The organism is Streptomyces sp. NPDC059224 (assembly GCF_042754285.1).
In the GTDB taxonomy this organism is placed as follows: Bacteria; Actinomycetota; Actinomycetes; order Streptomycetales; family Streptomycetaceae; genus Streptomyces.
On sequence record NZ_JBHZAN010000041.1, the window covers coordinates 41,899 to 67,777 of the forward strand.

Genomic DNA, 25,879 nt, shown 5'->3' on the forward strand with positions numbered 1-25,879 from the left:
AGTCCGCCAGACACGCAGACACGCAGACACGCAGACAGTTACGGAGAAGCCGTCATGTCCCGTCGTATCGCTCTGTCCATCGCCGCCGGTGTCGTCGTCCTCGGTGGCGCCGGTGCCTTCGCCCTCGCCTACGCGGGGGACCAGCCGCCCGCCTTCGCGCACAGCACCGCCCGATACACCGCGGCCGGCAGCGGCCGTGCCGGTTCGTTCGCCTTCTCCACCGAGGTCACGGCGTCCTCCGGGGTGAAGAGCCTGAAGGTGCTGGCCTGGCCGGAGAGGTCCGAGTTCGCGAAGAAGCCGCTGACCGCCAAGGACATGGCCGGGGTGGAGCCGGCGACCTGCGCGCCGGCCGAGGGGGACACCACGCGGTGCGTCTACAAGTCCGTGGTGACCGCCGCCGACGCCGCCTCGTCCGCGCACGGCACCTGGCACGTCGCCGTACTGGCCACCGCCAAGGACGGCAGCACCACCCTGGACACCAAGGTCACCGACTTCACCGTCGGCTGACCCGGCCGTCGCCGATGGCGTCCGCTCAGCCGACGTGCGCGGCCAGCGCCGACTCGATGTCCGCGGCCCGCGCGTCCTCCGCCGCCCAGGCCGCGTACCCGTCGGGGCGCACCAGCAGCGTCGTACCGCGGTCGCTCGCCCAGTGCGCCACCGCCAGCCGGTCCGCGCGCCCCTCGCCCGCCTCGTACGCACCCGGGGTGACCAGGACGAACCGGCCGCCGCGCAGCGCCTCGTAGAGCCGGCCGCCGCCGGCCAGGGCGAGATCGGGAACGCGGGCGCCGGTGAGGGGATGGGCTCCCCTCGGAGCCGGGTACCGGTAGCCGACGCCGGTGATCTGGCCCATGATCCTGGCGCGGACGGGAGCCAGCCGGTCGAGGACCGCGACGAGCACGGAACGCACCGGCAGCTGCCAGCCCTTGGCCATCGCCAGGCGGACGATCGCGCCGCTGCTGCGCAGCACCGACCTGCCGACCGGGTGGCGTTCGGCCTGGTAGGTGTCGAGCAGACCGGGTGCGGCGTGGCCGTGCAGGACGGCGGCGAGCTTCCAGCTCAGGTTGGCCGCGTCCTGCAGACCGGTGTTCATCCCCTGGCCGCCGGCCGGGGTGTGCACATGCGCCGCGTCACCGGCCAGGAAGACCCGGCCCACCCGGTAGCCGGGCGCCTGCCGCTCGTCGCTGTGGAAGCGGGACACCCAGCGGGCCTCGCGCATTCCGAAGTCCCGGCCCAGGGCCAGCCGGGTGATCTCCCTGACCTCGTCGAGATCGACCGGCTCGTGATCGGGAACGTCACGGCCCCGGTGCCAGCAGATGACACGGTGGTAGCCGTCGCCGAAGGGCGCGAGGAAGGCGAACGCGTCGCCGACCGCGGCGGCCGTGATCAGCGTCTCGGGCTGCTCGTCGAGCAGCACGTCGGCGAGGACGACGGACCGGATCGCGGACCTTCCCGGGAACGGCAGCCCGACCGCCGTCCGCACGGCACTGCGCATGCCGTCGGCGCCGACGACATACGCGGCGCGCAGGTCCTCGTCGCCCTCGGCGCCCCCGACGTGCACGGTGACGCCGTCGGCGTCCTGGCTCAGGCCGGTCACCCCGGACTCGTAGCGGAAGTCGACACCGGCCTGGACCGCGCGGCGCTCCAGCACCTTCTCCACCTCGTACTGCGGGATCACGAGCACGTGCCGGAAACGGGAGGGGAGGGTCCCGGCGTCGAGGGTGAGCCCGTCGAAGAGGTTGAGCCGGGTGAGCGGCTTGCCGACGGCCTCCAGCTCGTCGGCGACGGCGCGGGCGTCCAGCTGCTCCAGGGCACGGGCGTGCAGGACGAAGGCGCGGGAGAGGTTGCTGATCCCGTGCGGCCGCTTCTCCAGGACGGTGACCGGGATGCCGGCGGCGGCGAGGTCACCGGCGAGGAGCAGGCCGGTGGGACCGGAGCCGACGACGATCACGCGGGAGGTCGCGGGGCTTGTGGGGGTGGCGGGGGTGGCGGTCGGGCCGTTCATGGGGGCCTCCTGGATTGCCTACGCTCGTCGACCAGCATTCGTTGACCAACCCTTGTTGACCAACGACTGTTGGCCAACGCTTGTTGGCCAACGTTTGTTGACAAGCCTAGACAGGGCCGCTCACGCAGTCAACACTTGTTGGCCTACGGCTGTTGGCCTACGCTCGTTGGCATGACCGGCACCCCCAGTAGAGACACAGGGCCCACGAACGGCTCGGCGACGCGCCGCTCCGAGGCCAGCCGCTCCGCCATCCTGGCCGCGGCCCGCGAACGCTTCGCCACCGACGGGTACGAGCGCGCCACCATCCGCGCCATCGCCAAGGACGCGCACATCGACCCGTCCATGGTCATGCGCTATTTCGGCAACAAGGACGGCCTGTTCGCGGCGGCCGTCGCGCTCGATCTGCACATGCCCGACGTGTCCCAGGTGCCGCGCACCGAGGCCGGGCGGACGCTGGTGGCCCACTTCCTGACCATCTGGGAGGAGAACGAGGAGCTCACCGCGGTACTGCGGGTCGGCATCACCAACAAGGCGGGGGCCGAACGGCTGCAGGGCATCTTCCGGGAGCAGGTGGTACCGGTGGCCCGGCGGGTGTGCCCGGACCCCGAGCAGGTGCAGACGCGGGCGGGGCTGTGTGCCGCGCAGTTGATGGGGCTCGCCCTCACCCGTTACGTGCTGCGGCTGCCACCGGTGGTGGCGCTGGCGCGGGAGGAGATCCTCGCGTGGCTCGGGCCGACCCTGCAGCGGTATCTGACCGCGCCGAACCCCTGAGCGAACGCGCCGAACGCACCGAGGGCGCCGGTCAGCTCCCGTGCGCCCCGTGCGGGGACGTACGGAAGGCGACCGGCGCCCTCGACGGAGAAGCGGAGGTCAGGCCTTCGCCCTGGCCTTCGTCGTGCCCGGCTTGGTGACCCGGATCTTGGACTTGTCCAGCACCATGACCAGGCCCGCGATGACCACGAAGAGCACGAGCGGGATCAGGACGTAGAGACCCAGCGTCTCGATGACGCTCAGGCCCTTGCCGGGGTCGTCGCCGTCGTCACGCGTGAGCGCGAGAGCAGGGGACGACATGAGCAGCATCATCAGCGTCGTACCGGCAGCCAGGGCGCCGGCGCGCAGGGCGTTCTTCTTGTCCACGCTCCCAAAAGTAGCGGGCCGGCCTGAGGGGCGCGCGGCCGGGGTACCCGTACGCGGCGCCGCGCACGGTCGAGACCGCCCCGGGGGCCGCCGCCGAGCCGCCGCCGGCCGGCGGACGCCCCGGGACCGGTCGCCGCCCTCACGCCCCGGACTGGCTGGGCAGAGACACCGAGCGGCCGTCGTCCTCCGGGCCGGGCGGGTTCTCCGGCCGCAGCACCTCCAGGAGCGCGCGGACCCTCGCCGACGCCGTCAGCTCCTCCAGGGTCACCGGGCGGCCCGTCGCGTCGGCGATCGGGAGGCGCCAGTTCGGGTACTGGTCCCAGGTGCCGGGGAGGTTCTGCGGGCGGCGGTCGCCGACCGTGTCGGGGAGCCAGACGCCGACCATGCGGGCCGGGGTGCGGAGCAGGAAGCGGTGCACGGCCCGGATCTCGGCCTCCTCGTCACCGGCGTCGGAGCCGGCCAGCAGGCCCAGCCGGGTCAGCAGCGCCAGCCACTCCGCCGTGTCGGCCGCCGCGTCCGCCCGTTCCTCGGCCACCGGACGGGTCAGCAGACCCAGCCGGTCGCGGAGTCCGACATGCTCGCCGGTGAGGCGGGCGGCGGTGGGCGGCAGGTCGTGGGTGGTGGCGGTGGCGAGACAGTCGGCGCGCCAGCTCTCCGGGGCGAGCGGGCGGCCGTCGCCGTCCCAGTCCCGTTCGAACCAGAGCACCGACGTGCCGAGCACCCCGTGGAGCTGGAGCGTCTCGCGCACCCCCGGCTCCACGGTCCCCAGGTCCTCCCCGATCACCACCGCCCCCGCCCGGGTCGCCTCCAGCGCCAGCAGGGCCAGCATCGCCTCGGCGTCGTAGCGGACGTACGTGCCCTCCGTGGGCGGCCGGCCCTCCGGTACCCACCACAGCCGGAACAGGCCCATCACGTGGTCGATGCGCAGCGCGCCCGCATAGCGGAACAGGGCGCGCAGCAGCTGGCGGTAGGGAGCGTGACCGGAGGCGGCGAGGCGGTCGGGGCGCCAGGGCGGCAGGCCCCAGTCCTGGCCTCGGGCGTTGAACGCGTCGGGCGGGGCGCCGACGGACATCCCGGCGGCGAAGAAGGCGCGCTGCGCCCAGGCGTCCGCGCCCGCGGGGTGCACTCCGACGGCGAGGTCGTGCACGATCCCGACCGGCATCCCGGCCGCGCGGGCGGTGCGCTGGGCGTCGGTGAGCTGGGTGTCGGTGAGCCAGGCGAGCCGGGAGTGGAAGGCGACCCGGTCCCGCAGCGAGGCGCGGGCGCGGGCGGTCTCCGGCGAGCGCGGGTCGCGCAGCGCCTCGGGCCACCGGTGCCAGTCGGAGCCGTGCCGCTCGGCGAGCGCGTACCAGGTGGCGTGGTCCTCCAGGGGCTGCCCCTGGTCGGCGCGGAAGGCGTCGTAGGCGGCCTGCCGGGCGGCGGTGAGCGGTACGGCGGCCAGCGCCTCCAGCGCCTGCCGCTTCAGCTCCCAGACCGCGTCCCGGTCGATGTGGGCGCCCTGCTCGAGGACGGCGGCGCGCAGCCGTCCCGCGCGTTCCGTGAGCGCGGGGTCCGGGACGTACTCGGGGACGGACTCCAGCCGCAGGTGCACCGGGTCGGGGAACCGGCGGGAGGAGGGACGGTAGGGGGAGGGGTCGGTCGGAGGTCCGGGCACGGCCGCGTGCAGCGGGTTGACCTGCACGAACCCGGCCCCGGCCGTGCGTCCGGCCCAGTCGGCCAGTCCGGCCAGGTCACCGAGGTCGCCCATGCCCCAGGAACGGTCGGAGAGGAGCGAGTACAGCTGGACGAGGAGACCGTACGAGCGGCCGGCGGGTGTGGGCAGCCGGTCGGGGGCGACGATCAGGTGGCTGCGGGCGGTACGGCCGTCGGGCGCGACGGCGGTCAGCAGATGCACCCCGGCCGGCAGGTCCGTCACGTCCGCCCGGGTCTCGCCGTCCTCCGTGCGGACCTCCAGCCGGGTGCCGGCGGGCAGGTCGAGGGCGGGGCCGCGGGAGCCGGCCCAGTGCACGAGTGTCGGCGGCAGCAGCCGTTCGGCGAGGTCCCGCTCCCGGTCGGCCAGGGCGGTGCGGACGGCCTCCGGGCCGCTCGCGTCGACGCCCAGGGCGGCCAGCACCGCGGTCACGGCACCGGCCGAGGCCGCGACCGTACGGTCCGGCGACGGGCTGTAGGAGGTGGCGACGCCGTGCAGTTCGGCGAGCCGGCACAATTCCCCGTCCAGGGCTTCGCTCATCTACAACCCCGGCTCACTGGTCAGCGGGGCCAGGTCGGCGAGCGGCGGTTCGCTGGTCAGCGGCTCGGCGTCGGGCAGCGGGGGCTCGCTGGTCAGCGGCGCCTCCGCGCAGACGGTCTCGGCGCTGAACACGCACAGCAGGGACTCCTGCACGGTCTCCACCGGGGGTTTGAACTGGGCCGGGATCGGATGGTGAACCGTTGCGGCCACGGTGGCCTCCTTGTCCTGACGTCGGGTAGGGCGGCGGACGCCGCGTCGTGGCAGGCCTACCCCGTCGCGGCGAGGGCACTCCCCGCCCCCGTCCCCACACCGGGTGAACCGACCGCGTCCGGGTGATCGATAAAGAGGCTGTGAGACTGTTCCGCCCCATGGGGGGCCACCGGGAGAACGACGGAACGGCCGACGGGGACGCGGCGCTGCTGCGGGCCGTCGCGGCCGGCGACGGCCCGGCGCTGGCCGTCCTGTACGACCGGCACGCGGGCTGGCTGTACGCCCGCCTGACCCGGCGCTGCGCCGACCCGGAGGTGGTGCGGGAAGTGCTCCAGGACACCTTCGTCACGGTGTGGCGGTCGGCCGCCGCGCACCGCGGGCAGGAAGCCGGCGGCTGGCTGTGGACGATCGCCGCCCGCCGGCTGGTGGACGCCCGTCGGGTGCAGGAACGGGCCGCCCGGGTGGAGGTCCTGCCCGGCCCCGCGGTCGCGCCCTCCGCGGAGGACCGGGTGCTCATGGGCCTGGAGTACGGCGACGTCGGCACCGCCCTGGACCGGATCTCGCCCGAACTCCGCGAGGTGCTGCGGGCGACGGTCGTGGACGGCCTGTCCACCCGGGAGACCGCGCGGCTGCTCGGCATACCGGAGGGCACGGTCAAGTCCCGCGCACTCCGGGCCAGGGCCGAACTGCGCACGGCCCTGGCCCGGTTGAACCCTTCACCGATGGGAGGCCCGGCGTGAGGACACCCTGGCACGCCTCCGAGGATCTCACCCTGCGGTACGCCGACGGCTCCCTGCCGGAGGCGGACGCGTGGTCCCTGGAGAAGCATCTGGAGAGCTGCACCGGCTGTGCGAGCCGGGTGTCGGCGGCGGTGCGGGAGACAGCGGCGGGACCGGTCCTCGAAGAGCTCCGGGACTTGGTGCTGACGGCCGCGCCCCCCGCCGCAGGAGCGCGGGAAGCGGTGCGACGAGCCCCCACCGGCCGACACCGGACCAGCCGCCTCACCCCCGCCTTCCGGTCCCTCGGCCCCGCCCTGAGGGGCAGCTGGCTCCTCGCCCTCCTCACCGTCGTCGTCGGCGCCCTCCTGCTGGCCCGAGCCGCGGACTACGGAGCCACCCGCGCCCTCCTCCTGACCGTCGCCCCGGTCGTCCCCGTGGCCGGTGTCGCCCTCTCCTACGGCCCGCACGCCGACCCTCTGCACGAGATCACCGCGTCCACCCCCGCCGGCGGACTGCGCCTCGCACTCACCCGTACCGCCGCCGTCCTCGCCGTGAGCCTGCCCGTGCTGACGCTCACCGGCGCCGCCCTGCCCTCCTCGGGCACCCCCGGGGCCGCCGCCTGGCTGCTGCCGGGCCTCGCGCTGACCCTCGGCTCCCTGGTGCTCGCGTCCTGCGTCGGCTGCCGTACCGGGACCGCGGTGACCGGCGGCGGCTGGCTGGCCGCCGTCCTCGTCCCGGCCGTCGCCGCCCACGGCGGCCCGTTCACCGCGCGGCTGGCCGGACAGCTGTCCGCCTGCTTCGACGGCACCCAGGCCGGCTGGGCCGCCGCCGCCGTCGCGTGCGCCGCGCTCCTCGCCGTCCGCCGGGACGCCTACGACCATCTGGAGAACCGTTGAACATACGAGTGACCGGCCTGCGCGTCCGGCACCGCAGGACCGTAGCCCTGGACTCGGTCGATCTCACGCTCGGCACGGGTGTGCACGGGCTGCTGGGCCCGAACGGCGCCGGGAAGACCTCGCTGATCAGGGTGCTGGCCACGGTCGCCCGGCCGGCCGCGGGACGGGTGGAGCTGCTCGGCCGGGACACCGCCGGGCACCGCGCCCTCGGCGAGGTCCGCGCCCGGCTGGGCTATCTGCCGCAGGAGTTCGGCTACTACCCGGGGTTCACCGTGCGGGAGTTCGTGGCGTACGTGGCCTGGCTGAAGGAGATGCCGGCCGCCGGGGTCCCGGCCGCCGTGGAGCGGGCGGTGGCCCGGGTCGGACTCGCCGGCCGGGCCGACGCGAAGATCCGGACGCTCTCCGGGGGCATGGTCCGCCGGGTCGGCATCGCGCAGGCGGTCGTCAACGAACCGGAGGTCCTGCTGCTCGACGAACCGACCGCCGGCCTGGACCCCGAGCAGCGCGTGGAGTTCCGGGAACTGCTGCGCGAGCTGGGCGCCTCGGCGACCGTGGTCGTCTCCACCCACTTGGTGGAGGACGTGGCCGCGGCCTGCACAGAGGTCACCCTGCTGGACGCGGGCCGGGTCGCCTACCGGGGTACGCCCGAAGCGCTGGCCGCCCTCGGCGAGAGGTCCGAGGGCCCCGGCGACCATCCGATCGAGCGCGGCTACACGACAGCCCTGCGCGCCCACCGCACCGCCCGGGAGGCCCTGCGATGAGAGTGGTGACGACGGTACGGGCCCCGCTGCTCGCGGAGGCGCGCCGGGGCTTCGCCCCCTGGGCCGGGCTGACCGTGCTGCTGACGCTGGGCGTGGCGCTCGCCGCGTCGGCCGGCCGGTGGCAGGGCGGCTGGGCGGAGACGGCCACCGAACTGCACGATGCCGTGCTGATCACGGTCCCGGCGGCCGCGGCCGCGGGCTGCTGGCAGGGCGGACGGGAGCGGCGGCGCCGTACCCGGGAGCTGTGGGACACGGCCGTACGGCCACCGCTGGCCCGGTTCCTGGTGTCGGTGCTGCCGATGGCCCTCTGGGTGGCTGCCGGGTACCTGGCCGCGGCGGGGCTGGCGCTGCTCGCGACCTGGCCGTACGCGCAGGGTGCCCTGGGTGACGGACCGCGTCTCGCCCGGCTGCCCTTCGACGCGTTCGTGACGGGCGCCGCGGTACCGGCCGGCCAGGTGGCCGGGCGTGTGGTGCCCTCGCGGCTCACGGCTCCGCTGCTGGCCGTGGCGGGCTATCTGGGACTGGGGGTGCCGGCGGCGACCGGCTCCGGGTCCGGGCGGTATCTCGACCCGGCGTTGGCGGTCGTGGAGACGTCGGTGCCGGTGTGGTGGCAGCCGGTGACGGCGGCGGTGTGGGCGGGCGGGCTGGCGGGGGCGGCCGTACTGGCGTACGCGGCCCGGCGCCGGTGGACGGCCCTGCTGCCGCTGGCCGCCGCGACGGCCGCGGCCGTGCTGCTCATACGGACCGGGGACGGACTGTGGCGCACCGACCCGCTGGCCCTGCGGCAGGTGTGCGACACGTCCGGCACCCCGGCGGTCTGCGTGGACGCCCGGTACGCGGGTGCGCTCCCGCAGCTCACCGAGGCCCTGTCGGGCGTCACCGGCCGGCTGGCGGGCGTGCGGAACCTGCCGGTGCGCTGGGTGGACCGGTACGGCGGGCCGCGCGCCGGCGAGGCCGGCCTGCCGTCGCTGACGCCGCTCGGCTGGTCGTTCGCGCGGGGGCGGCTGACCGATCCGGCGGAGTTCGCGTGGGAGGCGGTGGGGGCGCTCCAAGTGCGCGGTGACTGCCCGGACGAGCTGACCGACCGGCGGATCGTGCTGGCCGACGACGCGGTCGTCGACTACCTGGCACCGCTTCCCGCCCGGCGGCACCTCGACGACCTGGCCCCCCGTGCCGAGAGGGCCGCGCGCCTCGCTGCCCGGGCCCGCCTGGCGGCGATGGGTGCGCCAGAGCGCCGGGCCTGGCTGTCGGCGTACTTCGCGGGCCGGGCGAACTGCGACCCGAGCGGGGTGCCCGCGCTGTGACGACGATCGCCGGTCCCCTGCTCCACGCCCGCGCGCGCACGCTCCCGGCCGCCCTGGCCGCACTCGTCGGCACGGCCGCCTTCGCCGTCTGGGCGGCGGCCCGCCTGGACGCCTATGTGGACCCGGACCGCCGGGTGCCGGTGGTCGCGCTGGCCCCGCTGCTGGCGGCCGCGGTGATCGGGGTGAGCCTGTACTCGCCCTCGGACGAACTGGACCGGACGGCGGTACGGCCGTGGTGGCCGCTCCGGCTGGCTCAGCTGGCCGGGCTCGTCGCAATGGCGGCCGTGCTGCTGCCGCTGGCGGTGCTGGGGCATCCCGAGGCCTTCGGACCGCCGGCCGTGATCCGCAACACGCTGGGCTGTACGGGAGTGACGGCCGCGGCGGCGGTGCTGATCGGCGCCCGGCTGAGCTGGCTGCCCGCCTTCGGTTACGTCAGTGCCGTGTACCTGGGCTCGGCGGGGGCGCGTGGACGTGCGGTGGCCGTCTGGGCGTGGCCCGTGCAACCGGGCGCGCAACCGGGCGCCTGGGCGGCGGCGCTGGGGGCGTTCGCGGTGGGCGGCGCGCTGTACGTCGTACGGGGTGCGCGTGCCGAAGGGCCCCGTGGCTGAGGCGGGCAGCCACGGGGTGTGCGAAGGCCCGGATCGTCAGGCGGAGATGCCGTCGATCCGGGCCAGGGCGTCGTCCGCGCCGTACGGCTGCAAGTAGGGCAGCCAGCGCGGGTCCCTATGGCCGGTCCCGATGATGCGCCAGGCCAGGCCGGTGGGTGGGGCTGGTTTGTGCCGCAGCCGCCAGCCGATCTCGAAGAGATGGCGGTCGGCCTTGACGTGGTTGCAGCGGCGGCACGACGCCACCACGTTGTCCCAGACGTGCTGACCCCCGCGACTGCGCGGGATGACGTGGTCGACGCTGGTTGCGACGCCACCGCAGTACATGCACCGGCCCCCGTCGCGCGCGAAGAGCGCCCTTCGGGTGAGCGGAACGGGTCCTCGGTAGGGAACCCGGACGAATCGCTTGAGCCGGACCACGCTGGGTGCGGAGACTGTGACGGTTGCGCTGTGCATGAAGGCGCCGGATTCCTCCAAGGCGACTGCCTTGTTCTCCAGGACGAGGACGAGCGCGCGGCGGAGCGGTACGACGCCGAGCGGCTCGTACGACGCGTTGAGGACCAGGACATGCGGCACGGGGGCCTCCTTGGGCGTCGGCGGCGCGTGGCTCGCGCCGGGACGATCTGTGGCCAGTCTCCCCTCTTGCCTGGTGGACGCGCCACCATGTCCGCGTAACGGCCTGGGAGTGTTTTCGACCACACCGCATTCATCCCCCGGACACCCCCCATTTCAAGCGAGCCTGCTCAACCGGGAGGCCTGCGGAGCGAGCCGGAGTGAGCACGGTCTCTCCTTCTCGTATCCGTCGGGCGCACACGCGATGCCCCGTTAGTGTGGTGATCCTGCCCGTCCGGTGACCTTCTCGTGACCTTGAACGCCGTACGTGACCTTGAACGCCGTACCGGAGGGCAGTACCGCACCGCCCTGGAGGTACCCGCCGTGTCCTTGCCCGCCGCCCTGCTGGCCGCCGGTCCGTCGCCGTCTCCGACCCCCTCGGGGTCGGAGACACCGGCGGTGCCCGCGCTCCAGGACGCCCAGGAGAGCGCCACGAACGCCGCGAGCTGGGTCGAGCAGAACTGGTCGACGTGGCTGGCGATCGGGCTCAAGGTGCTGCTGGTCCTGGTGATAGCGGTGGTGCTGAGAAAGGTCGTCCTACGGGCGATCACCAAGTTCATCGACCGGATGAACCGGACGGTCGAGTCGGCGGAGGGCACCACGCTCGGCGGGCTGCTGGTCAACGCCGAGCGGCGGCGGCAGCGCTCGCAGGCGATCGGGTCCGTGCTGCGGTCGGTGGCGAGTTTCCTGATCCTCGGCACGGCCGCGCTGATGGTGCTGAGCAGTTTCCAGATCGACCTGGCCCCGCTGCTGGCCTCCGCCGGTGTCGCCGGTGTGGCGATCGGTTTCGGCGCCCGCAACCTGGTCACGGACTTCCTGTCCGGCGTGTTCATGATCCTGGAGGACCAGTACGGCGTCGGCGACTCGATCGACGCGGGGATCGCCTCCGGCGAGGTGGTCGAGGTCGGCCTGCGGGTGACCAAGCTGCGCGGCGACAACGGCGAGATCTGGTACGTGCGCAACGGCGAGATCAAGCGGATCGGCAACCTCTCGCAGGGCTGGGCCACGGCCGGTGTGGACGTCACCGTCCGGACCACCGAGGACCTGGACCGGGTCCGGGCCACCCTGGACGAGGTCGCCGAGAAGATGGCCAAGGAGGAGCCCTGGAACGAGCTGCTCTGGGGCCCGATCCAGATCCTCGGCCTGGACTCCGTCCTCCTCGACTCGATGGTGGTCAGGCTCTCCGCCAAGACCATGCCGGGCAAGGCCCTGACGGTCGAGCGCGAGCTGCGCTGGCGGATCAAGCGGGCCTTCGACGAGGCGGACATCAGGATCGTCGGCGGGGCGCCGGTCGCGCTCACCGAGGAGGAGCCGGTGGACCCGACGGCGGCCGTGGCGGCACCGTCGGCCTTCTCCAACTCGGACTCGCCGCAGGTGGCGGCGACGGCTCCGATCGCCGTCCAGCGAGGGGCGACGGCCGGGAAGTAGCGGAGCGGTCCAGCACACTCGTTCGAGTGCACGATGGGGCGTTCCGGCGTCTCACGGCGTACGGGGTGCCCCATCGTTCCGCCGGGGCGCCCGGCGCGGGCTCAGCCTGGCAGCAGCGTGAGGAGAACGGGGGACGAGCGCCGAACCGATCATGGAGACGGTCGCGACGGAACAGGACCCCATCGATCCGCTGATCGCGATCGAGGAGGCGTCGGTGGCGCCGATCCGACCCGAGTTCATCGAGGGGACGGCCGTCGTGCCGCCCACGGCGAACGACAGGGACGCGGCCGCGTACAAGGACCGCCAGGGGCGCCGCGGCGGCGACGGCCACGGGCGACTTCATCAAGGTCAAGTAGCACCCGCGAGCGCCTCGCCACAAGGGCCCGTCCGGCCTTCCGGACGGGCCCCTCGCGCGTCCGAGCGCAGGTAACGAGTGGGTTGCCGCGCAGTGGAGCTATTGACGCTCCCCTTCCGGCGGCCTACGTTTTCCAGCCAACAGGAAACTTTCCTAACAGTGATCAAGGGCGAACGGTCCCGGGCGTCCCGGGCGGGTGACCCCCGCGCGTGATCCCAGAGCGTCACCCGGGTGGACCGATCACCCGGGTCACTGGGAAACTGAGCGGCTGGAAAGGCAGGTGTCGAACCGCATGGCAGGAACCGCAGGCACGCCGGGCACCCCGCGCGTACTCCGCGCCATGAACGACCGCGCCGCACTGGACCTGCTGCTGGAGCACGGCCCGCTGTCGCGGACCCGGATCGGCAAGCTCACCGGCCTCTCCAAGCCGACGGCCTCGCAGCTGCTGGCCCGCCTGGAGGCGGCCGGGCTGGTGCTCGCGACCGGCACGAGCGAGGGCCGGCCGGGCCCCAACGCCCAGCTGTACTCGGTGAATCCGGGCGCCGCCCACGCCGCGGGGCTCGACGTCAACCCGGCCCGGATCCGCGCCGCCGTCGCCGACATCACCGGCCGCACCGTCGGCGAGTACGAACTCCCCACCCCGGGACGGCGGTCGGCCCAGTCGGTCGTACGGCAGGTCACCGACGCGCTCGACGGCGCGGTCAAGGCGGCCGGGCTGGCCCGGGACGACGTCCACCGGCTGGTCATCGGCACACCGGGCGCCTTCGACCCCAACACCGGCCGGCTGCGCTACGCCTCGCACCTGCCCGGCTGGCACTCCCCCGCACTGCTCGACGACCTCGCCGCCGCGCTGCCGATGCCCGTCGAGTACGAGAACGACGTCAACCTCGCCGCCATCGCCGAACAGCGGCTCGGCGCGGCCCGCGGCCACGGCGACTTCGTGCTGCTGTGGAACGAGGAGGGCCTCGGCGCCGCCCTGGTGCTCGGCGGCCGGCTGCACCGCGGCTGGACCGGCGGCGCCGGCGAGGTCGGCTTCCTTCCGGTGCCGGGCGCCCCACTGGTCCGCCAGGTCACCAAGGCCAACAGCGGCGGTTACCAGGAACTCGCCGGAGCGCAGTCGCTGCCCAGGCTGGCCGACGAGCTCGGCATCGCCGGGCTGACGGCCGGGTCGCACTCCGAGGCGGCCGCCGCGCTCGTCGCCCGCGCCGCCGATCACGGCAGCGGGCCGCACCACGAACTCCTGCGGACCTACGCGACCCGGGTCGCCACCGGTCTCGCCTCCCTCGTCTCCGTCCTCGACCCCGAACTCGTCGTCCTCAGCGGCACGGTCCTGACCGCCGGGGGCGAAGTGCTGCGGGCCCTGGTCCAGGCCGAGCTGGAGGAGCTGGCGGCCGCCCGGCCGCGGCTCGTCGTCGGCGAGGTCCAGGAACACCCCGTGCTGCGCGGCGCGCTGGAGAGCGCGCTCGCGACCACCCGTGACGAGGTCTTCGACACCTCGCGCTGACCCGCACCAGACCCCGTCGGCCCGCACCGCCCTGCCAACCCCCCGCACCGGCCCCTTCCCTCACCGCCCGCCCCTGGGAGACCTTGCCATGCCCATGTCCTTCACTGCCCGAAAGACGGCGTTTGCCCTCACCGCCCTGACCAGTTCGCTCGCCCTGCTCACCGCCTGTACCGGCCAGTCATCCTCCGGCGCCACCGACGACGCCTCGGCCGACACCACCATCAACTTCTGGCACGCCTGGAGCGCGCCGAGCGAGGTCAAGGGTGTCCAGGCGCTGATCTCCGGCTTCGAGAAGGCGCACCCCAACATCCACGTCAACGTCGTCGGCAACATGACCGACGACAAGATGAACCAGGCGCTGCGCACCGGCGGCGACAAGGCCCCGGACGTCATCTCGTCCTTCACCACCAACAGCGTGGGCAAGTTCTGCGACTCGGGCGCGCTGGTCGACCTCAACCCCTTCTTCAAGAAGTCGGACATCGACCCGGAGACGACGTTCCCGAAGGCGATGAACGAGTACACCCAGTTCGAGGGCAACCGCTGCTCGGTGCCGTTGCTCGGGGACGCCTACGGGCTCTACTACAACAAGACGGCGTTCCAGAAGGCCGGCATCACCAGCCCGCCGAAGACCTGGTCCGAATTCCGGTCCGACGCCAAGAAGCTGACGATCGCCAGGGGCGACAGCTTCAAGCAGCTCGGTTTCATGCCGGACTACCACGGCTGGGAGACCACGACCGAGCACTACCTCGGACAGTTCTCGCCGACGTACTTCGACAGCCAGGGCAAGTCGAACCTCGCCAAGGACCCGGCCTTCGAGAAGTCCTTCACGCTCCAGAAGCAACTCGTCGACGCGCTCGGCGGCTACAAGAAGCTGGAGACGTTCCGCGCCACGCTCGGCGACGAGTGGGGCCCCAAGCACCCCTTCCAGACCGGCCAGGTCGCCATGCAGCTCGACGGTGAGTGGCGCCTTGGCATGGCCCTGGACGCCAAGCCGAACTTCGACATAGGCGTCGCCCCGATGCCGGTCCCCGACGACCAGGCCGCCCAGTACGGCAAGGGCTACATCACCGGCACCATCGCCGGCATCGCCGCCACCAGCAAGAAGCAGAACGCGGCCTGGGAGTTCGTGAAGTACATCAGCACCGACACGGACGCGGTGGTGAACTTCTCCAACGCCATCCACAACGTGCCGTCCACGCTGGCCGCCCTGAAGTCGCCGAAGCTGAAGTACGACCCGCGGTTCAAGACGTTCCTGGACATCGCCGCGAACCCCGACTCCACGACGGCGCCCGCCTCCGTCAACGGCGGTGTGTACCTGACGACCGTCCAGCAGCTCGGCTACGACTACGAGAGCGGCAAGGTCACCGACCTGAAGGCGGGCCTGAAGCAGGCCGCCGCGCAGATCGACACGGACATCGCGCAGGCGAAGTAGCGATGAGCACCATCACTCTGGCCTCCAAGCGCCGCAAGGCGGCGCTGCGCAATCTCGCCTTCATGTCGCCCTGGCTGATCGGCTTCGCGGTCTTCTTCGCGTATCCGCTGATCTCGACGGTCTACTTCTCGTTCATGCACTACGACGGTTTCAAACCGGCGACGTGGAACGGCACGAAGAACTGGACGTACGTCTTCGAGCACTATCCCTACTTCTGGCCCGCGATGCGCAACACCCTGTGGCTCGTGGTCGTGATGGTCTCCCTCCGGGTCGTCTTCGGCCTCGGCATCGGCATGCTCATCACGAAGATCAAGACGGCTACGGGAGTCTTCCGCACCCTCTTCTACCTGCCCTACCTGGCCCCGCCGGTCGCGGCCACCATGGCCTTCGCCTTCCTCCTCAACCCCGGTACGGGACCGGTCAACTCCATCCTGGAGAAGGCCGGGATCCCGGCCCCGGGCTGGTTCAACGACCCCACCTGGTCCAAGCCGGCGCTGACCCTGCTGGCGCTGTGGGGCATCGGCGACCTGATGGTCATCTTCATGGCCGCGCTGCTCGACGTACCGGCGGAGCAGTACGAGGCGGCGGAGCTGGACGGCGCGTCGGCGTGGCAGCGCTTCCGGTACGTGACGCTGCCGAACATCTCGCCGATCGTGATGTTCGCGGTCGTCACGGGTGTCATCCAGACGATGCAGTACTACACGCAGCCGCTCATCGCCGGGAAGGTCGCCTCGGGGGTCATCCAGGGAGCGGGCACCCAGTTCGAGCCCGGTTATCCGGAGAAGTCGACGCTCACCCTGCCCCAGCTCGTCTACAACCTCGGTTTCCAGCGCTTCGACTACGGCTCCGCGTGTGTCGTCGCCCTCGTCCTCTTCGTCCTGTCCATGGTGTTCACCGCGTTCCTGATGCGGCGCCGGGGCGGTCTCATCCAGGCAGGTGACTGAACATGGCCCAGGTACTGGACCGGCCGGTGGACGTGACCGAGCAGCCCATGACGTCGGCCGAACGCACCGCCCGCCGCAAGGCGCTGCTGAACTGGGTGGCGGTCCACTCGCTCGGCATCGCCGCCGCCCTCTTCTTCACCCTCCCCTTCGTGTTCGTCTTCCTGACCTCGCTGATGAGCGACAGCCAGGCACTCAGCCGGGACCTGATCCCGCACACCTGGGAGTGGGGCAACTACCGCAAGGTCTTCGACACCCCCGGCTTCCTGACCTGGTGGCGCAACACGCTCTTCTACGCCGGTCTGGGCACCGTCCTGACCGTCGTCTCCTCGCTCCCGGTGGCGTACGCACTCGCCAAGTTCCGGTTCCGGGGCCGCGATCTCTCGCTCATGCTGGTGATCTCGATGATGATGCTGCCACCGCAGGTGATCATCATCCCGATGTACCTGTTCTGGGCGAAGCAGCTGGGCCTGTCCGGCACCCTGTGGCCGCTGATCGTGCCGATGGCGTTCGGCGACGCGTTCTCCGTCTTCCTGCTGCGCCAGTTCCTGATGACGATCCCGAACGAGTACCTGGACGCGGCGAAGGTGGACGGCTGCGGGGATCTGCGCACCCTGCTGCGGGTGGTGATCCCGATGGCGAAGCCGGGCATCGCCGCCGTCGCCCTCTTCCAGTTCTTCTACGCCTGGAACGACTACTTCGGACCCCAGATCTACGCCTCGGAGAACCCTGGCGCCTGGACCCTGTCCTACGGCCTGGAGTCGTTCAAGGGCATGCACCACACCGACTGGAATCTCACCATGGCCGCGACCGTCCTGGTCATGGCCCCCGTGATCCTCGTGTTCTTCTTCGCCCAGAAGGCGTTCGTCGAGGGCGTCACGCTCACCGGAGTGAAGGGTTAACCCTTTTATGAAACTCACCGTGGTCGGCGGAGGCTCGACCTACACCCCCGAACTCATCGACGGCTTCGCGCGGCTCAGGGACACCCTGCCCGTCGAGGAACTGGTCCTGGTGGACCCGGCCGCCGAACGCCTGGAACTGGTGGGCGGACTGGCCCGCCGGATCTTCGCCAAGCAGGGCCACAGCGGCCGTATCGTCACCACCTCAGACCTGGATGCCGGGGTCGAGGGAGCGGACGCGGTGCTGCTCCAGCTGCGCGTGGGCGGCCAGGCGGCCCGGCAGCAGGACGAGACCTGGCCGCTGGAGTGCGGCTGCATCGGCCAGGAGACGACCGGCGCCGGCGGGCTGGCCAAGGCCCTGCGGACGGTCCCGGTCGTCCTGGACATCGCCGAACGCGTCCGGCGGACCAACCCGAACGCCTGGATCATCGACTTCACCAACCCGGTGGGGATCGTGACCCGCGCGCTGCTCCAGGCCGGGCACCGGGCGGTCGGGCTGTGCAACGTGGCGATCGGCTTTCAGCGGAAGTTCGCGAACCTGCTCGGTGTCACGCCCGCCGAGGTCCACCTGGACCACCTCGGCCTCAACCACCTCACCTGGGAGACGGCGGTCCGTCTCGGCGGGCCCGAGGGTGAGAACGTGCTGCCCAAGCTGCTCGGGGAGCACGGCGACACCATCGCCGCCGACCTGAAGCTGCCGACGGCGCTCCTGGACCGCCTGGGCGGCGTGATCCCCTCGTACTACCTGCGCTACTACTACGCCCACGACGAGGTCGTGCGGGAGCTGGGCACCAAGCCGTCCCGGGCCGCCGAAGTGGCCGCGATGGAGAAGCAGCTGCTGGAGATGTACGGCGACCCGGCGCTCGACGAGAAGCCGGAGCTGCTCGCCAAGCGGGGCGGCGCCTACTACTCGGAGGCGGCGGTGGACCTGGCGGCGGCGCTGCTCGGCGGCGCCGGCAACCCCTACCAGGTGGTGAACACCTACAACGGCGGCACGCTCCCCTTCCTCCCCGACGACGCGGTGATCGAGGTGCAGGCCGCGGTCGGCTCCGGTGGACCCGTACCGCTGCCCGTCCCGGACGTCGACCCGCTCTTCGCCGGCCTGGTGGCGAACGTGACGGCGTACGAGGAACTGGCCCTTGAGGCGGCACTGCGCGGCGGCCGGGACCGGGTCTTCAGGGCCCTGCTCTCGCATCCCCTCGTCGGCCAGTACGAGTACGCCGAAGCCCTCACCGACAAGCTGATCGCGCACAACCGGGAGCACCTCGCGTGGGCCTGACCGCAAGTGTCCTCGCCATCGACGCGGGCAACAGCAAGACCGACGTCGCGGTGGTGGCGGCGGACGGCGAGGTCCTCGCCACGGCCCGCGGCGGCGGCTTCCGGCCGCCGGTGGTGGGCGTGGAGCAGGCCGTGGACGAGGTGGCGGCCGCGGTCGCCGAGGCGTACGGCGCCGCCGGCGTCACCTCGGTCGGCCATGTCTCCGCCTGCCTCGCCAACGCCGATCTGCCGGTGGAGGAGGAGCAGTTGGCCGCCGCGCTGGCCGCCCGTGACTGGGGCGGTTCGGTGACCGTCCGCAACGACACCTTCGCCATCCTGCGGGCGGGTGTGGCCGAGCCCCGGGGCGTCGCCGTGGTCTGCGGCGCGGGCATCAACTGCGTGGGCATGCGCCCCGACGGCCGCACCGCCCGGTTCCCCGCGATAGGGCGCATCTCCGGTGACTGGGGCGGCGGTTGGGGACTGGCCGAGGAGGCCCTGTGGCACGCGGCTCGGGCCGAGGACGGGCGCGGCGGGCCGACGGCCCTGGCCGACACCCTCCCGGCACACTTCGGGCTGACGTCCATGTACGCGCTGATCGAGGCGCTGCACCTGGAGCACGTCGAGTACGGCCGCCGGCACGAGCTGACGCCGGTGCTGTTCGCGACGGCGGCCGACGGCGACCCGATCGCCCGCTCGGTGGTGGACCGGCTGGCGCAGGAGGTCGCGACGATGGCCACGGTCGCCCTGACCCGCCTCGACCTGCTGGACGAGGAGACGCCGGTGCTGCTGGGCGGCGGTGTGCTGACGGGCGGCCACCCGGGCCTCGACGACGGCGTACGGGAACTGCTGGCGGCGCGCGCTCCCAAGGCGGTGCCGAGGGTGGTGCGGGCCCGGCCGGTGCTGGGCGCGGCGCTGCTGGGGCTGGACGTGATGGATGCGGGGCCCGACACGCAGGCGAGGACACGAGCCTACTTCGAGGGGTGACCCGGGGTGGGGCGGGGCGATGCGGCACCGCCCCTCCGCGCCCCGCCCTCCGCCCCCGCACCACCCCTGCGGAACCGAACCGATTCCCCCGGCGTATTCATGGGCAGGGGTTCCGCTGCGATCGGATCAAGATCCCGTGACGGCCGGTGCCGAATGTCAGTCCGGACGGCGATACTGGGCGGCGACCGGATGACCATGGGGGAGGTCAAGTGACACACCCGCCGACGAAGAGCGCGGCGCCACCAGGCACGGGTACCGTCCTGCCCGCGCAGCGCACCGGCTCGCCCGCACCCGAGGCGACGCCCCCGCGCCGCAGCGCCTTCGCGGAGGGCGTCGAGCAGGTGCGCGCAGCAGCCACCACCGAGCCCGGCCGGCTCCGGCTCATCGGCGCCGTCCTGGCCGTCCTGATCGTCGCCTTCGGTGCCGTCACCGCCTGGCAGATGACCGACCGCGCGGCCGCCGCCGACGACGTGCTGCACCGCAGCCAGCCGCTCAGTTCGGGCGCCGCCGACATCTACCGTTCGCTGGCCGACGCCAACACCGCGGCCTCCAGCGGCTTCCTGGCCGGCGGCCAGGAGACGGCGGCCTCCCGCGCGCGGTACGAGACGGACATCCGGACCGCCGCCGCCAAGCTCGTCACCGCAGCCGCCAACTCCGAGCCCGGCTCGCCCTCCGAGGCGGCCGTGGCGAAGCTGAACAGACTGCTCCCCGAGTACAAGGGGCTCGTCGAGCGGGCCAGCGTCTACAACCGGCAGGGCTACCCGGTCGGCGGCGCCTACCTGCGGTACGCGAACGAGAAGATGCAGAAGGAGATGCTCCCGGCGGCGGAGGATCTCTACACCAAGGAGAACGCGCGGCTGTCGTCCGACTACGCGGACGCGACCCCGTACCCGTGGGCGGCCATCGTCCTCGGCCTGCTCGCCCTCGCCGCGCTCGCCTGGGCGCAGTTGCGTCACTACCGCCGTACCAACCGGGTGCTCAACCACGGCCTGGTCGCGGCCTCCGCGGCCACCGTCGTCACGCTGCTGTGGCTGGTCGTCGGCCACACCTTCGCCCGCGCCGGCCTGGACGGCTCCTACGACCACGGCGTCCGCTCGCTGAACGTGCTGCACGACGCCCGGATCGCCTCCCTGAAGGCCCGGGGCAACGAGAACCTCAGCCTGGTCGCGCGGGGCGCGGAGACGGTCACGGTCGACGGTGAGACCTACGACGCGTACTACTACGACTTCGACCAGGACATGGCCGCCCTCGGCAAGGGCCTCTCCCAGGCCGCGGCGCTCGCGGACGACTCGGCGGGCAGCAAGCCCGTGCAGGCGGCCGAGGGGAACATGAAGGTGTGGAAGGAGCGGCACGCCGGCGCCCGCACCGAGGACGAGAACGGCGACTACCAGGCGGCGCTGGACAAGGTGATAGGCGCCAAGGGCGCGACCGCCGAATGCTTCGACAGCGTCGACGCGAACCTGAAGAATGCTCTCGCCCACGAGGAGTCCGAGTTCCAGGAGCGGGCCACCGACGGGCGGGACGCGATGTCCGGGCTGCCGATCGGTGCCGCCATGCTGGGTGTGGCGGCGGCGTCGGGCGCGCTGTTCGGCATCGGACGCAGGCTTTCGGAGTACCGGTGAGAGGGGGCGGGAGGGTGTTCGTGCAGAGGATGCGGGCCTCCCTGCGCGGCTGGGGCGGAGTGGGCGCGATGGCGGTCGGCTGCGCTCTCGCGCTGGCGTTCGTCCTGCTGCTGCCCCTCACCCAGTCCGCCGGGGGAAGCGGCACGGACGGGGCGCGCGGCGGTCCGGGACTGGCCACCGCCGGCCCGGCGAAGGCGGACAGCTGTGTCGACTCCCAGGCACAGAACGAGACCTGGTCGCCGTCGGGCGCGGACGGCACGACGATCGACGCCATCAAGGCCCGTACCGGCGCCAAGCGGAAGCTGATCGTCGGCATCGACCAGAACAGCTACCGCTGGGGCTACCGCAACCCGAACAACTCCGGTGCGGAGCTGGAGGGTTTCGACATCGACCTGGTGCACCGGATCGCCCAGGACATCCTCGGCGACCCCGAGGCGGTGCAGTTCAAGGCGATCCCGACCAGCCAGCGGATACCGGCCGTCCAGGACGGCCGGGTCGACATGGTGGTCCGCACCATGACCATCAACTGCGACCGGCTGAAGGACGTGGCGTTCTCCGCGCCCTACTTCAAGACCGGTCAGCAGGTGCTGGCGCCCAAGTCGTCGCCGATCACCGGCTACAACGACACGCTCGCGCACCGGAGGATCTGCACGGCGGCCGGTTCGACGGCCTTCACCAAGCTGGACGCGGACAAGAAGGCCGGGCGGCTGCCGGCGTCGGCCGACATCTCCACCACCGTGCCCAACCAACTCGACTGCCTGGTGCGGCTGCAGCTCGGCGAGGTGGACGCGGTGGTCACCGACGGCGCGCTGGCCGCCAGCCAGGCCGCGCAGGACCCGACGGTCGAGCTGAAGGGCGCCGCCTTCACGACCGAGTACTACGGCGTGGCGATGAAACAGGGTTCGACCGATCTGGTACGCCGGGTCAATCAGATCCTGGTCGGCTACCGGGCGGACGGCTGGCAGGCGTCGTACGACAAGTGGCTGTCGGCGACACTGGGAACGGACTCGGCGGCGTCGGAACCACCCGCGCCGCAGTACCTGCGCACCAGCTGACCCGCGTCCGCGGGGCCGGTCCCGACAAGTGAGCGAGAGGTGATCGATGGGCGTCACGGACCCCGCCGGGCCGGTGATGGACCGGGACGAGGTGGACCGTGCGCTGGCGCGGCTCGGCGCGGAGCACGAGGCGATCGAGACCTCGCTGCTCGCCCTGCAGGACCACGCGGGCCGCAGGCTCCTGGAGGGTGCCGCGCTCACCGGGACGACCCGGGAGCGGTGGACGTCCGCCGACGCCTCGATCACCCTGCTGTGGGCGTACTTCGACGCCTACACGGACACCCTGCGCTCGGCCCGGGAGATCAGGGCGCGACGCCGCTGGTCCAGCCGTGAGGACCTGGTGGAGCTGACCGAGCTGCTGCGCGGCGAGTCGGTGACGGTCGCGGGCAGCGCCACGGCGACGGCGAACGCGCCGACGCTGCTGTCGGCGGCCGGCCGGCTCAGCGAGCGCTTCTCGCTGGTGACCCTGGTCGACCGGATGAACGAGCTGTACGCGACCTCGCTGGACCTGGTCGTCACCGCCGACGCGGTGTGGTCGGCGCTGCCCGCGCGGATCGATCTGCTCGCCGCCGAGCTGCAGCGCACCCGCAAGCTGGCGCACTCCGTCGGGGTCCGCCCGGGCGAGCACCCGGCGGGTGACGACCTGGAGCGGATCACCCGCGTACTGACGAGGCTGCGCGAGGACGTCGTCTCGGACCCGCTGGGCTTCTGGGTTCCCGCGCAGGGGAGTTCGGCGCCGGGCGGCGGCCGGCCGGACACCACGGTGTACGACCGTGAGGCGCGGGCGCTGGAGGAGGTGCGGCGGGAGATCGACGCCGTGCTGACGGTCCGGCAGGACGCGGAGGCGCGGCTGATCAGGCTGCGGGACGTGCTGTCCCGGGCGGACCGCACCCTCGCCGAGGCGCGCACCGCGCGCGGCGAGGTGCTGGCGAAGATCGCGGCGACCGAGGTGCCGGTGGTCAGCGGGCCGCCCACCGCGCTTCAGGAGCAGCTGGCGACCGCCGCGGAGTACCGCAGAACGGCCCAGTGGCACCGGCTGTCGCCGCTCCTGGAGTCCCTGGAGCAGAAGGCCGAGGACGAACTGCTGCGCGCCCGTGAGTCGTTGACGGCGGTCACCGCGCCGCTGGCGGTCCGCGCGGAGCTGCGCGGCCGGCTGGACGCGTACAAGGCGAAGGTGGCCAGGCACGGGCTGGCGGAGGACCCGTTCCTGATCGAGCGGTACGACGCGGCCCGGCGGATGTTGTGGAGCGCGCCCTGCGACCTGCGGGTCGCGGAGCAGGCGGTGCTGCGCTATCAGCACGCGGCGGCCGAGGCGCTGGGCGCGCCGCGGGTGCCGCAGCAGAGCGGTCCCGAGGACCGGAGGGGACCCGGAGCGTGAGCGACAAGGGGGATGCGGCGGCGATGAGCCAGGCGGGACAGACGTGCCAGCGGCCGGAGTGCGAGGGCACGTACGAGGACGTCGGCGACGGCGAGCTGTACTGCGACACGTGCGGTCTGGCGCCGGTCGTCTCGGCGGGAGGACTGGTCGGGTCGCCGCCCACCGGGATCACGGCCGGCGGCCGGTCCTCGGCCAGCAGCGGGAGTTCGCGCGCCAGCGGCCGCAGTTCGCGTACGTCGTCACAGTCGTCGAAGTCACGGCGCTCGGTCTCCGGGCGGCTCTCACGGTCCCTGTCGGGCGGCTCGACGGGCCGTTCGGTGTCGGTGCGCAGCTCCGGTTCGTCGACGAGCGCATCGGGGCGCAGCAGGCTGGGCGCGGGGCTGGTCACGGTCCCGCAGGTGCCGAAGCCGGACCCGCGCGAGATGGTCCTGGACAACCCGGAGGTGCCCGAGCGCAAGCGGTTCTGCTCGCGCTCGGACTGCGGGGCGCCGGTCGGCCGGGGCCGTGGGGAGCGGCCGGGGCGGACCGAGGGGTTCTGCACCAAGTGCGGCAACCCGTACTCGTTCGTGCCGAAGCTGAAGGCCGGGGACGTCGTGCACGGCCAGTACGAGGTCGTGGGCTGTATCGCGCACGGCGGCCTGGGCTGGATCTACCTGGCGGTGGACCGGGCGGTGTCCGACCGCTGGGTGGTGCTCAAGGGCCTGCTCGACACCGGCGACCAGGACGCGATGGCCGCCGCGATCTCCGAGCGGCGGTTCCTCGCGGAGATCGAGCACGCCAACATCGTCCGGATCTACAACTTCGTGGAGCACCTGGACCAGCGCACCGGCTCGCTGGACGGCTACATCGTCATGGAGTACGTCGGCGGCAAGTCCCTCAAGGAGATCGCCAACGACCGCCGGACCCCGGAGGGCCGCCGCGACCCGCTGCCGGTGGAGCAGGCCTGCGCGTACGGGATCGAGGCGCTGGAGGCCCTCGGTCATCTGCACAGCCGCAACCTGCTGTACTGCGACTTCAAGGTCGACAACGCCATCCAGACCGAGGACCAGCTCAAGCTGATCGACATGGGCGCGGTGCGCCGGATGGACGACGACGAGTCGGCGATCTACGGCACGGTCGGCTACCAGGCCCCGGAGGTCGCCGAGGTCGGTCCGTCGGTCGCCTCCGACCTGTACACGGTCGGCCGGACCCTCGCGGTCCTCACCTTCGACTTCCAGGGCTACACGACCGTCTTCGTGGACTCGCTGCCCGACCCGGACAACATCGAGGTGTTCCGGAGCTACGAGTCCTTCTACCGGCTGCTGGTGCGGGCCACCGATCCCGACCCGGCCCGCCGGTTCGCCTCCGCGCAGGAGATGGCCGAGCAGCTGACGGGCGTGCTGCGCGAGGTGGTGTCGGTGCAGACCGGCAGGGCCCGGCCCGCGCTGTCGACGCTGTTCGGACCCGAGGTGAAGGTCACGGACACGGAGCTGTTCCCGAAGCTGGCCGGGGACGTCTCCCGGCTCGGCGGCCGGACGGTGGCGTCCAGAACGCTCGCGCTGGAGCCACCGGGGGCGGCCGGCGCCCCGTCCGGCGCGGACGCCCCGGTCTCCCCCGCCCTGGTGCGGCCCGTGCCCACCCCGGCCGCCGCGCTCGCCCTGCCGGTCCCGGTGGTCGACCCGAACGACCCGAACGCCGGATTCCTGGCGGGGCTGACGACCTCGGGGGCGGGCGAGGTCAGCCTGATCAGCGCGCTGGCCGCGGCGCCGACGCAGACCGTGGAGACCCGGCTGCGCCAGATCCGCGCCCGCCTGGAGAACGGCGACTTCGAGGCCGCGCTGGAGACTCTGGACCGGCTGGAGGGCGAGCAGCCCGACGACTGGCGGGTGGTCTGGTACCGGGGTGTGACCGCCCTGGTCACCGGGGACCACGAGGGCGCGGCGCTGTCCTTCGACGCGATCTACGACGCCTTCCCGGGCGAGACCACGCCCAAGCTGGCGCTCGGGCTGTGCGCGGAGGTGCTCGGCCAGCTGGACAACGCGGCCGAGTACTACCGGCTGGTGTGGGCGACCGACCCGGGTTTCGTCAGCTCCGCCTTCGGCCTGGCCCGGGTGCAGCTGGCGGCTGGGGACCGGAGCGGTGCGGTGCGTACCCTGGAATCGGTGCCGGAGGCGTCGATCCACTACACGGCGGCCCGGGTGGCGGCCGTACGGTCGCGGCTGCGGCACCGGACCGCGACACCCGACGACACCCCGTTCCTGGACGATCTGACGGCCGCCGCCGGACAGATCGAGGCGCTGGACGCGTACGGTCTGGATCCGGCACGGCGCGAGCAGTTGTCGGCGGAAGTCCTCGGCTGCGCGCTGGACTGGATACTCTCCGGAGGCCAGGACTTCCAGCCCGTCGTCGGTGGCCGGGTGCTGCTCGGCAGCGGTCTGGACGAGCGGGGCCTCCGCTTCGGCCTGGAGCGCTCGTACCGCACGCTGGCCAGACTGGCGACCGGCGGTGAGGAGAGGATCGACCTGGTGGAACGGGCCAACCGTTACCGCCCCCGGACGTGGGTGTAGTT

Annotated in this window: 23 protein-coding genes; 18 read left to right on the forward strand and 5 right to left on the reverse strand. The window is 72.8% G+C overall.

The features are described from left to right. Positions 1–54: 54 nt before the first annotated feature. Positions 55–507, forward strand: a complete 453-nt coding sequence (locus ACFXI4_RS36190) for a DUF5707 domain-containing protein (protein ID WP_384999313.1) — start codon at positions 55–57, stop codon at positions 505–507. Positions 508–532: 25 nt separating this feature from the next. Here ACFXI4_RS36190 and ACFXI4_RS36195 read toward each other — a convergent pair whose 3' ends face one another. Beyond that, positions 533–2,002, reverse strand: coding sequence for an FAD-dependent monooxygenase (locus tag ACFXI4_RS36195; protein WP_384999316.1), 1,470 nt, complete (start codon positions 2,000–2,002; stop codon positions 533–535). Between the two features lie 171 nt (positions 2,003–2,173). Here ACFXI4_RS36195 and ACFXI4_RS36200 point away from each other — a divergent pair, with 171 nt between their 5' ends. Next, positions 2,174–2,773, forward strand: coding sequence for a TetR family transcriptional regulator (locus ACFXI4_RS36200; protein WP_384999318.1), 600 nt, complete (start codon positions 2,174–2,176; stop codon positions 2,771–2,773). Between the two features lie 99 nt (positions 2,774–2,872). Here ACFXI4_RS36200 and ACFXI4_RS36205 read toward each other — a convergent pair whose 3' ends face one another. The 3 genes from ACFXI4_RS36205 to ACFXI4_RS36215 all read right to left on the reverse strand — a co-directional run bounded on the left by ACFXI4_RS36205 (position 2,873) and on the right by ACFXI4_RS36215 (position 5,579). Next, positions 2,873–3,139: a hypothetical protein gene (locus tag ACFXI4_RS36205; RefSeq protein ID WP_384999321.1), complete on the reverse strand. Its 267-nt coding sequence runs from the start codon at positions 3,137–3,139 to the stop codon at positions 2,873–2,875. 139 nt (positions 3,140–3,278) lie between these two features. After that, the gene (gene malQ / locus ACFXI4_RS36210; RefSeq protein WP_384999324.1) at positions 3,279–5,369 is read right to left on the reverse strand and encodes a 4-alpha-glucanotransferase; all 2,091 of its coding nucleotides are present in this window, start codon (positions 5,367–5,369) and stop codon (positions 3,279–3,281) included. After that, the gene (locus ACFXI4_RS36215; RefSeq protein WP_384999326.1) at positions 5,370–5,579 is read right to left on the reverse strand and encodes a hypothetical protein; all 210 of its coding nucleotides are present in this window, start codon (positions 5,577–5,579) and stop codon (positions 5,370–5,372) included. A 158-nt stretch (positions 5,580–5,737) separates the two neighbouring features. On the opposite strand from ACFXI4_RS36215, the gene ACFXI4_RS36220 reads away from it, so the two are divergent. From ACFXI4_RS36220 to ACFXI4_RS36240, 5 genes are read left to right on the forward strand one after another with little or no spacing between them, the layout of a single operon-like run. Further along, entirely contained in the window at positions 5,738–6,319 is a 582-nt protein-coding gene (locus ACFXI4_RS36220) for an RNA polymerase sigma factor (protein ID WP_384999385.1), read from the forward strand. Further along, positions 6,316–7,194: a zf-HC2 domain-containing protein gene (locus tag ACFXI4_RS36225; protein ID WP_384999329.1), complete on the forward strand. Its 879-nt coding sequence runs from the start codon at positions 6,316–6,318 to the stop codon at positions 7,192–7,194. The genes ACFXI4_RS36220 and ACFXI4_RS36225 overlap by 4 nt, the downstream gene beginning before the upstream one ends. A gap of 8 nt (positions 7,195–7,202) precedes the next feature. Then, a complete protein-coding gene (locus tag ACFXI4_RS36230; protein ID WP_384999388.1) occupies positions 7,203–7,955 on the forward strand; it encodes an ABC transporter ATP-binding protein in 753 nt (250 codons plus the stop codon). Beyond that, positions 7,952–9,259, forward strand: a complete 1,308-nt coding sequence (locus ACFXI4_RS36235; RefSeq protein ID WP_384999332.1) for a hypothetical protein — start codon at positions 7,952–7,954, stop codon at positions 9,257–9,259. Before ACFXI4_RS36230 ends, ACFXI4_RS36235 begins: the two co-directional genes overlap by 4 nt. 5 nt (positions 9,260–9,264) lie before the next feature. Next, a complete protein-coding gene (locus ACFXI4_RS36240; RefSeq protein ID WP_384999391.1) occupies positions 9,265–9,867 on the forward strand; it encodes a hypothetical protein in 603 nt (200 codons plus the stop codon). Positions 9,868–9,903: 36 nt separating this feature from the next. On the opposite strand, the gene ACFXI4_RS36245 is transcribed toward ACFXI4_RS36240, so the two are convergent. After that, positions 9,904–10,440, reverse strand: coding sequence for an HNH endonuclease (locus ACFXI4_RS36245; protein WP_362728685.1), 537 nt, complete (start codon positions 10,438–10,440; stop codon positions 9,904–9,906). A 360-nt stretch (positions 10,441–10,800) separates the two neighbouring features. Between ACFXI4_RS36245 and ACFXI4_RS36250 the strand changes: the two genes are divergently transcribed. From ACFXI4_RS36250 to ACFXI4_RS36300, 11 genes are all read left to right on the forward strand, one after another. Beyond that, positions 10,801–11,904, forward strand: a complete 1,104-nt coding sequence (locus ACFXI4_RS36250) for a mechanosensitive ion channel family protein (protein WP_384999394.1) — start codon at positions 10,801–10,803, stop codon at positions 11,902–11,904. A 647-nt stretch (positions 11,905–12,551) separates the two neighbouring features. Next, positions 12,552–13,763: an ROK family protein gene (locus ACFXI4_RS36255; RefSeq protein ID WP_384999335.1), complete on the forward strand. Its 1,212-nt coding sequence runs from the start codon at positions 12,552–12,554 to the stop codon at positions 13,761–13,763. Between the two features lie 94 nt (positions 13,764–13,857). Further along, positions 13,858–15,195, forward strand: coding sequence for an ABC transporter substrate-binding protein (locus ACFXI4_RS36260; protein WP_384999338.1), 1,338 nt, complete (start codon positions 13,858–13,860; stop codon positions 15,193–15,195). Between the two features lie 2 nt (positions 15,196–15,197). Continuing rightward, entirely contained in the window at positions 15,198–16,139 is a 942-nt protein-coding gene (locus tag ACFXI4_RS36265; protein ID WP_362727513.1) for a sugar ABC transporter permease, read from the forward strand. 2 nt (positions 16,140–16,141) lie between these two features. After that, entirely contained in the window at positions 16,142–17,038 is an 897-nt protein-coding gene (locus ACFXI4_RS36270; protein ID WP_384999342.1) for a carbohydrate ABC transporter permease, read from the forward strand. 7 nt (positions 17,039–17,045) lie between these two features. After that, a complete protein-coding gene (locus tag ACFXI4_RS36275; RefSeq protein WP_384999346.1) occupies positions 17,046–18,314 on the forward strand; it encodes a 6-phospho-beta-glucosidase in 1,269 nt (422 codons plus the stop codon). Then, positions 18,305–19,276 carry an N-acetylglucosamine kinase gene (locus ACFXI4_RS36280; protein WP_384999348.1) on the forward strand — a complete coding sequence of 324 codons (972 nt, stop codon included), beginning with the start codon at positions 18,305–18,307 and terminating at the stop codon, positions 19,274–19,276. Before ACFXI4_RS36275 ends, ACFXI4_RS36280 begins: the two co-directional genes overlap by 10 nt. 209 nt (positions 19,277–19,485) lie before the next feature. Beyond that, entirely contained in the window at positions 19,486–20,898 is a 1,413-nt protein-coding gene (locus ACFXI4_RS36285; RefSeq protein ID WP_384999351.1) for a hypothetical protein, read from the forward strand. A gap of 29 nt (positions 20,899–20,927) precedes the next feature. Further along, positions 20,928–21,953, forward strand: a complete 1,026-nt coding sequence (locus tag ACFXI4_RS36290) for a glutamate ABC transporter substrate-binding protein (RefSeq protein WP_384999397.1) — start codon at positions 20,928–20,930, stop codon at positions 21,951–21,953. A 46-nt stretch (positions 21,954–21,999) separates the two neighbouring features. Next, positions 22,000–23,331, forward strand: a complete 1,332-nt coding sequence (locus ACFXI4_RS36295; RefSeq protein ID WP_384999353.1) for a hypothetical protein — start codon at positions 22,000–22,002, stop codon at positions 23,329–23,331. A 23-nt stretch (positions 23,332–23,354) separates the two neighbouring features. Beyond that, positions 23,355–25,877 carry a tetratricopeptide repeat protein gene (locus tag ACFXI4_RS36300; protein ID WP_384999399.1) on the forward strand — a complete coding sequence of 841 codons (2,523 nt, stop codon included), beginning with the start codon at positions 23,355–23,357 and terminating at the stop codon, positions 25,875–25,877. The last annotated feature ends 2 nt before the right edge of the window (positions 25,878–25,879 follow it).

Coding starts and splice junctions, on each gene's coding strand:
- ACFXI4_RS36190 (WP_384999313.1), top strand. CDS start 55: ATGTCCCGTCGTATCGCTCTGTCCATCGCCGCCGGTGTCGTCGTCCTC.
- ACFXI4_RS36195 (WP_384999316.1), bottom strand. CDS start 2,002: ATGAACGGCCCGACCGCCACCCCCGCCACCCCCACAAGCCCCGCGACC.
- ACFXI4_RS36200 (WP_384999318.1), top strand. CDS start 2,174: ATGACCGGCACCCCCAGTAGAGACACAGGGCCCACGAACGGCTCGGCG.
- malQ (WP_384999324.1), bottom strand. CDS start 5,369: ATGAGCGAAGCCCTGGACGGGGAATTGTGCCGGCTCGCCGAACTGCAC.
- ACFXI4_RS36220 (WP_384999385.1), top strand. CDS start 5,738: ATGGGGGGCCACCGGGAGAACGACGGAACGGCCGACGGGGACGCGGCG.
- ACFXI4_RS36235 (WP_384999332.1), top strand. CDS start 7,952: ATGAGAGTGGTGACGACGGTACGGGCCCCGCTGCTCGCGGAGGCGCGC.
- ACFXI4_RS36255 (WP_384999335.1), top strand. CDS start 12,552: ATGGCAGGAACCGCAGGCACGCCGGGCACCCCGCGCGTACTCCGCGCC.
- ACFXI4_RS36260 (WP_384999338.1), top strand. CDS start 13,858: ATGTCCTTCACTGCCCGAAAGACGGCGTTTGCCCTCACCGCCCTGACC.
- ACFXI4_RS36265 (WP_362727513.1), top strand. CDS start 15,198: ATGAGCACCATCACTCTGGCCTCCAAGCGCCGCAAGGCGGCGCTGCGC.
- ACFXI4_RS36270 (WP_384999342.1), top strand. CDS start 16,142: ATGGCCCAGGTACTGGACCGGCCGGTGGACGTGACCGAGCAGCCCATG.
- ACFXI4_RS36275 (WP_384999346.1), top strand. CDS start 17,046: ATGAAACTCACCGTGGTCGGCGGAGGCTCGACCTACACCCCCGAACTC.
- ACFXI4_RS36290 (WP_384999397.1), top strand. CDS start 20,928: ATGCGGGCCTCCCTGCGCGGCTGGGGCGGAGTGGGCGCGATGGCGGTC.
- ACFXI4_RS36295 (WP_384999353.1), top strand. CDS start 22,000: ATGGGCGTCACGGACCCCGCCGGGCCGGTGATGGACCGGGACGAGGTG.
- ACFXI4_RS36300 (WP_384999399.1), top strand. CDS start 23,355: ATGAGCCAGGCGGGACAGACGTGCCAGCGGCCGGAGTGCGAGGGCACG.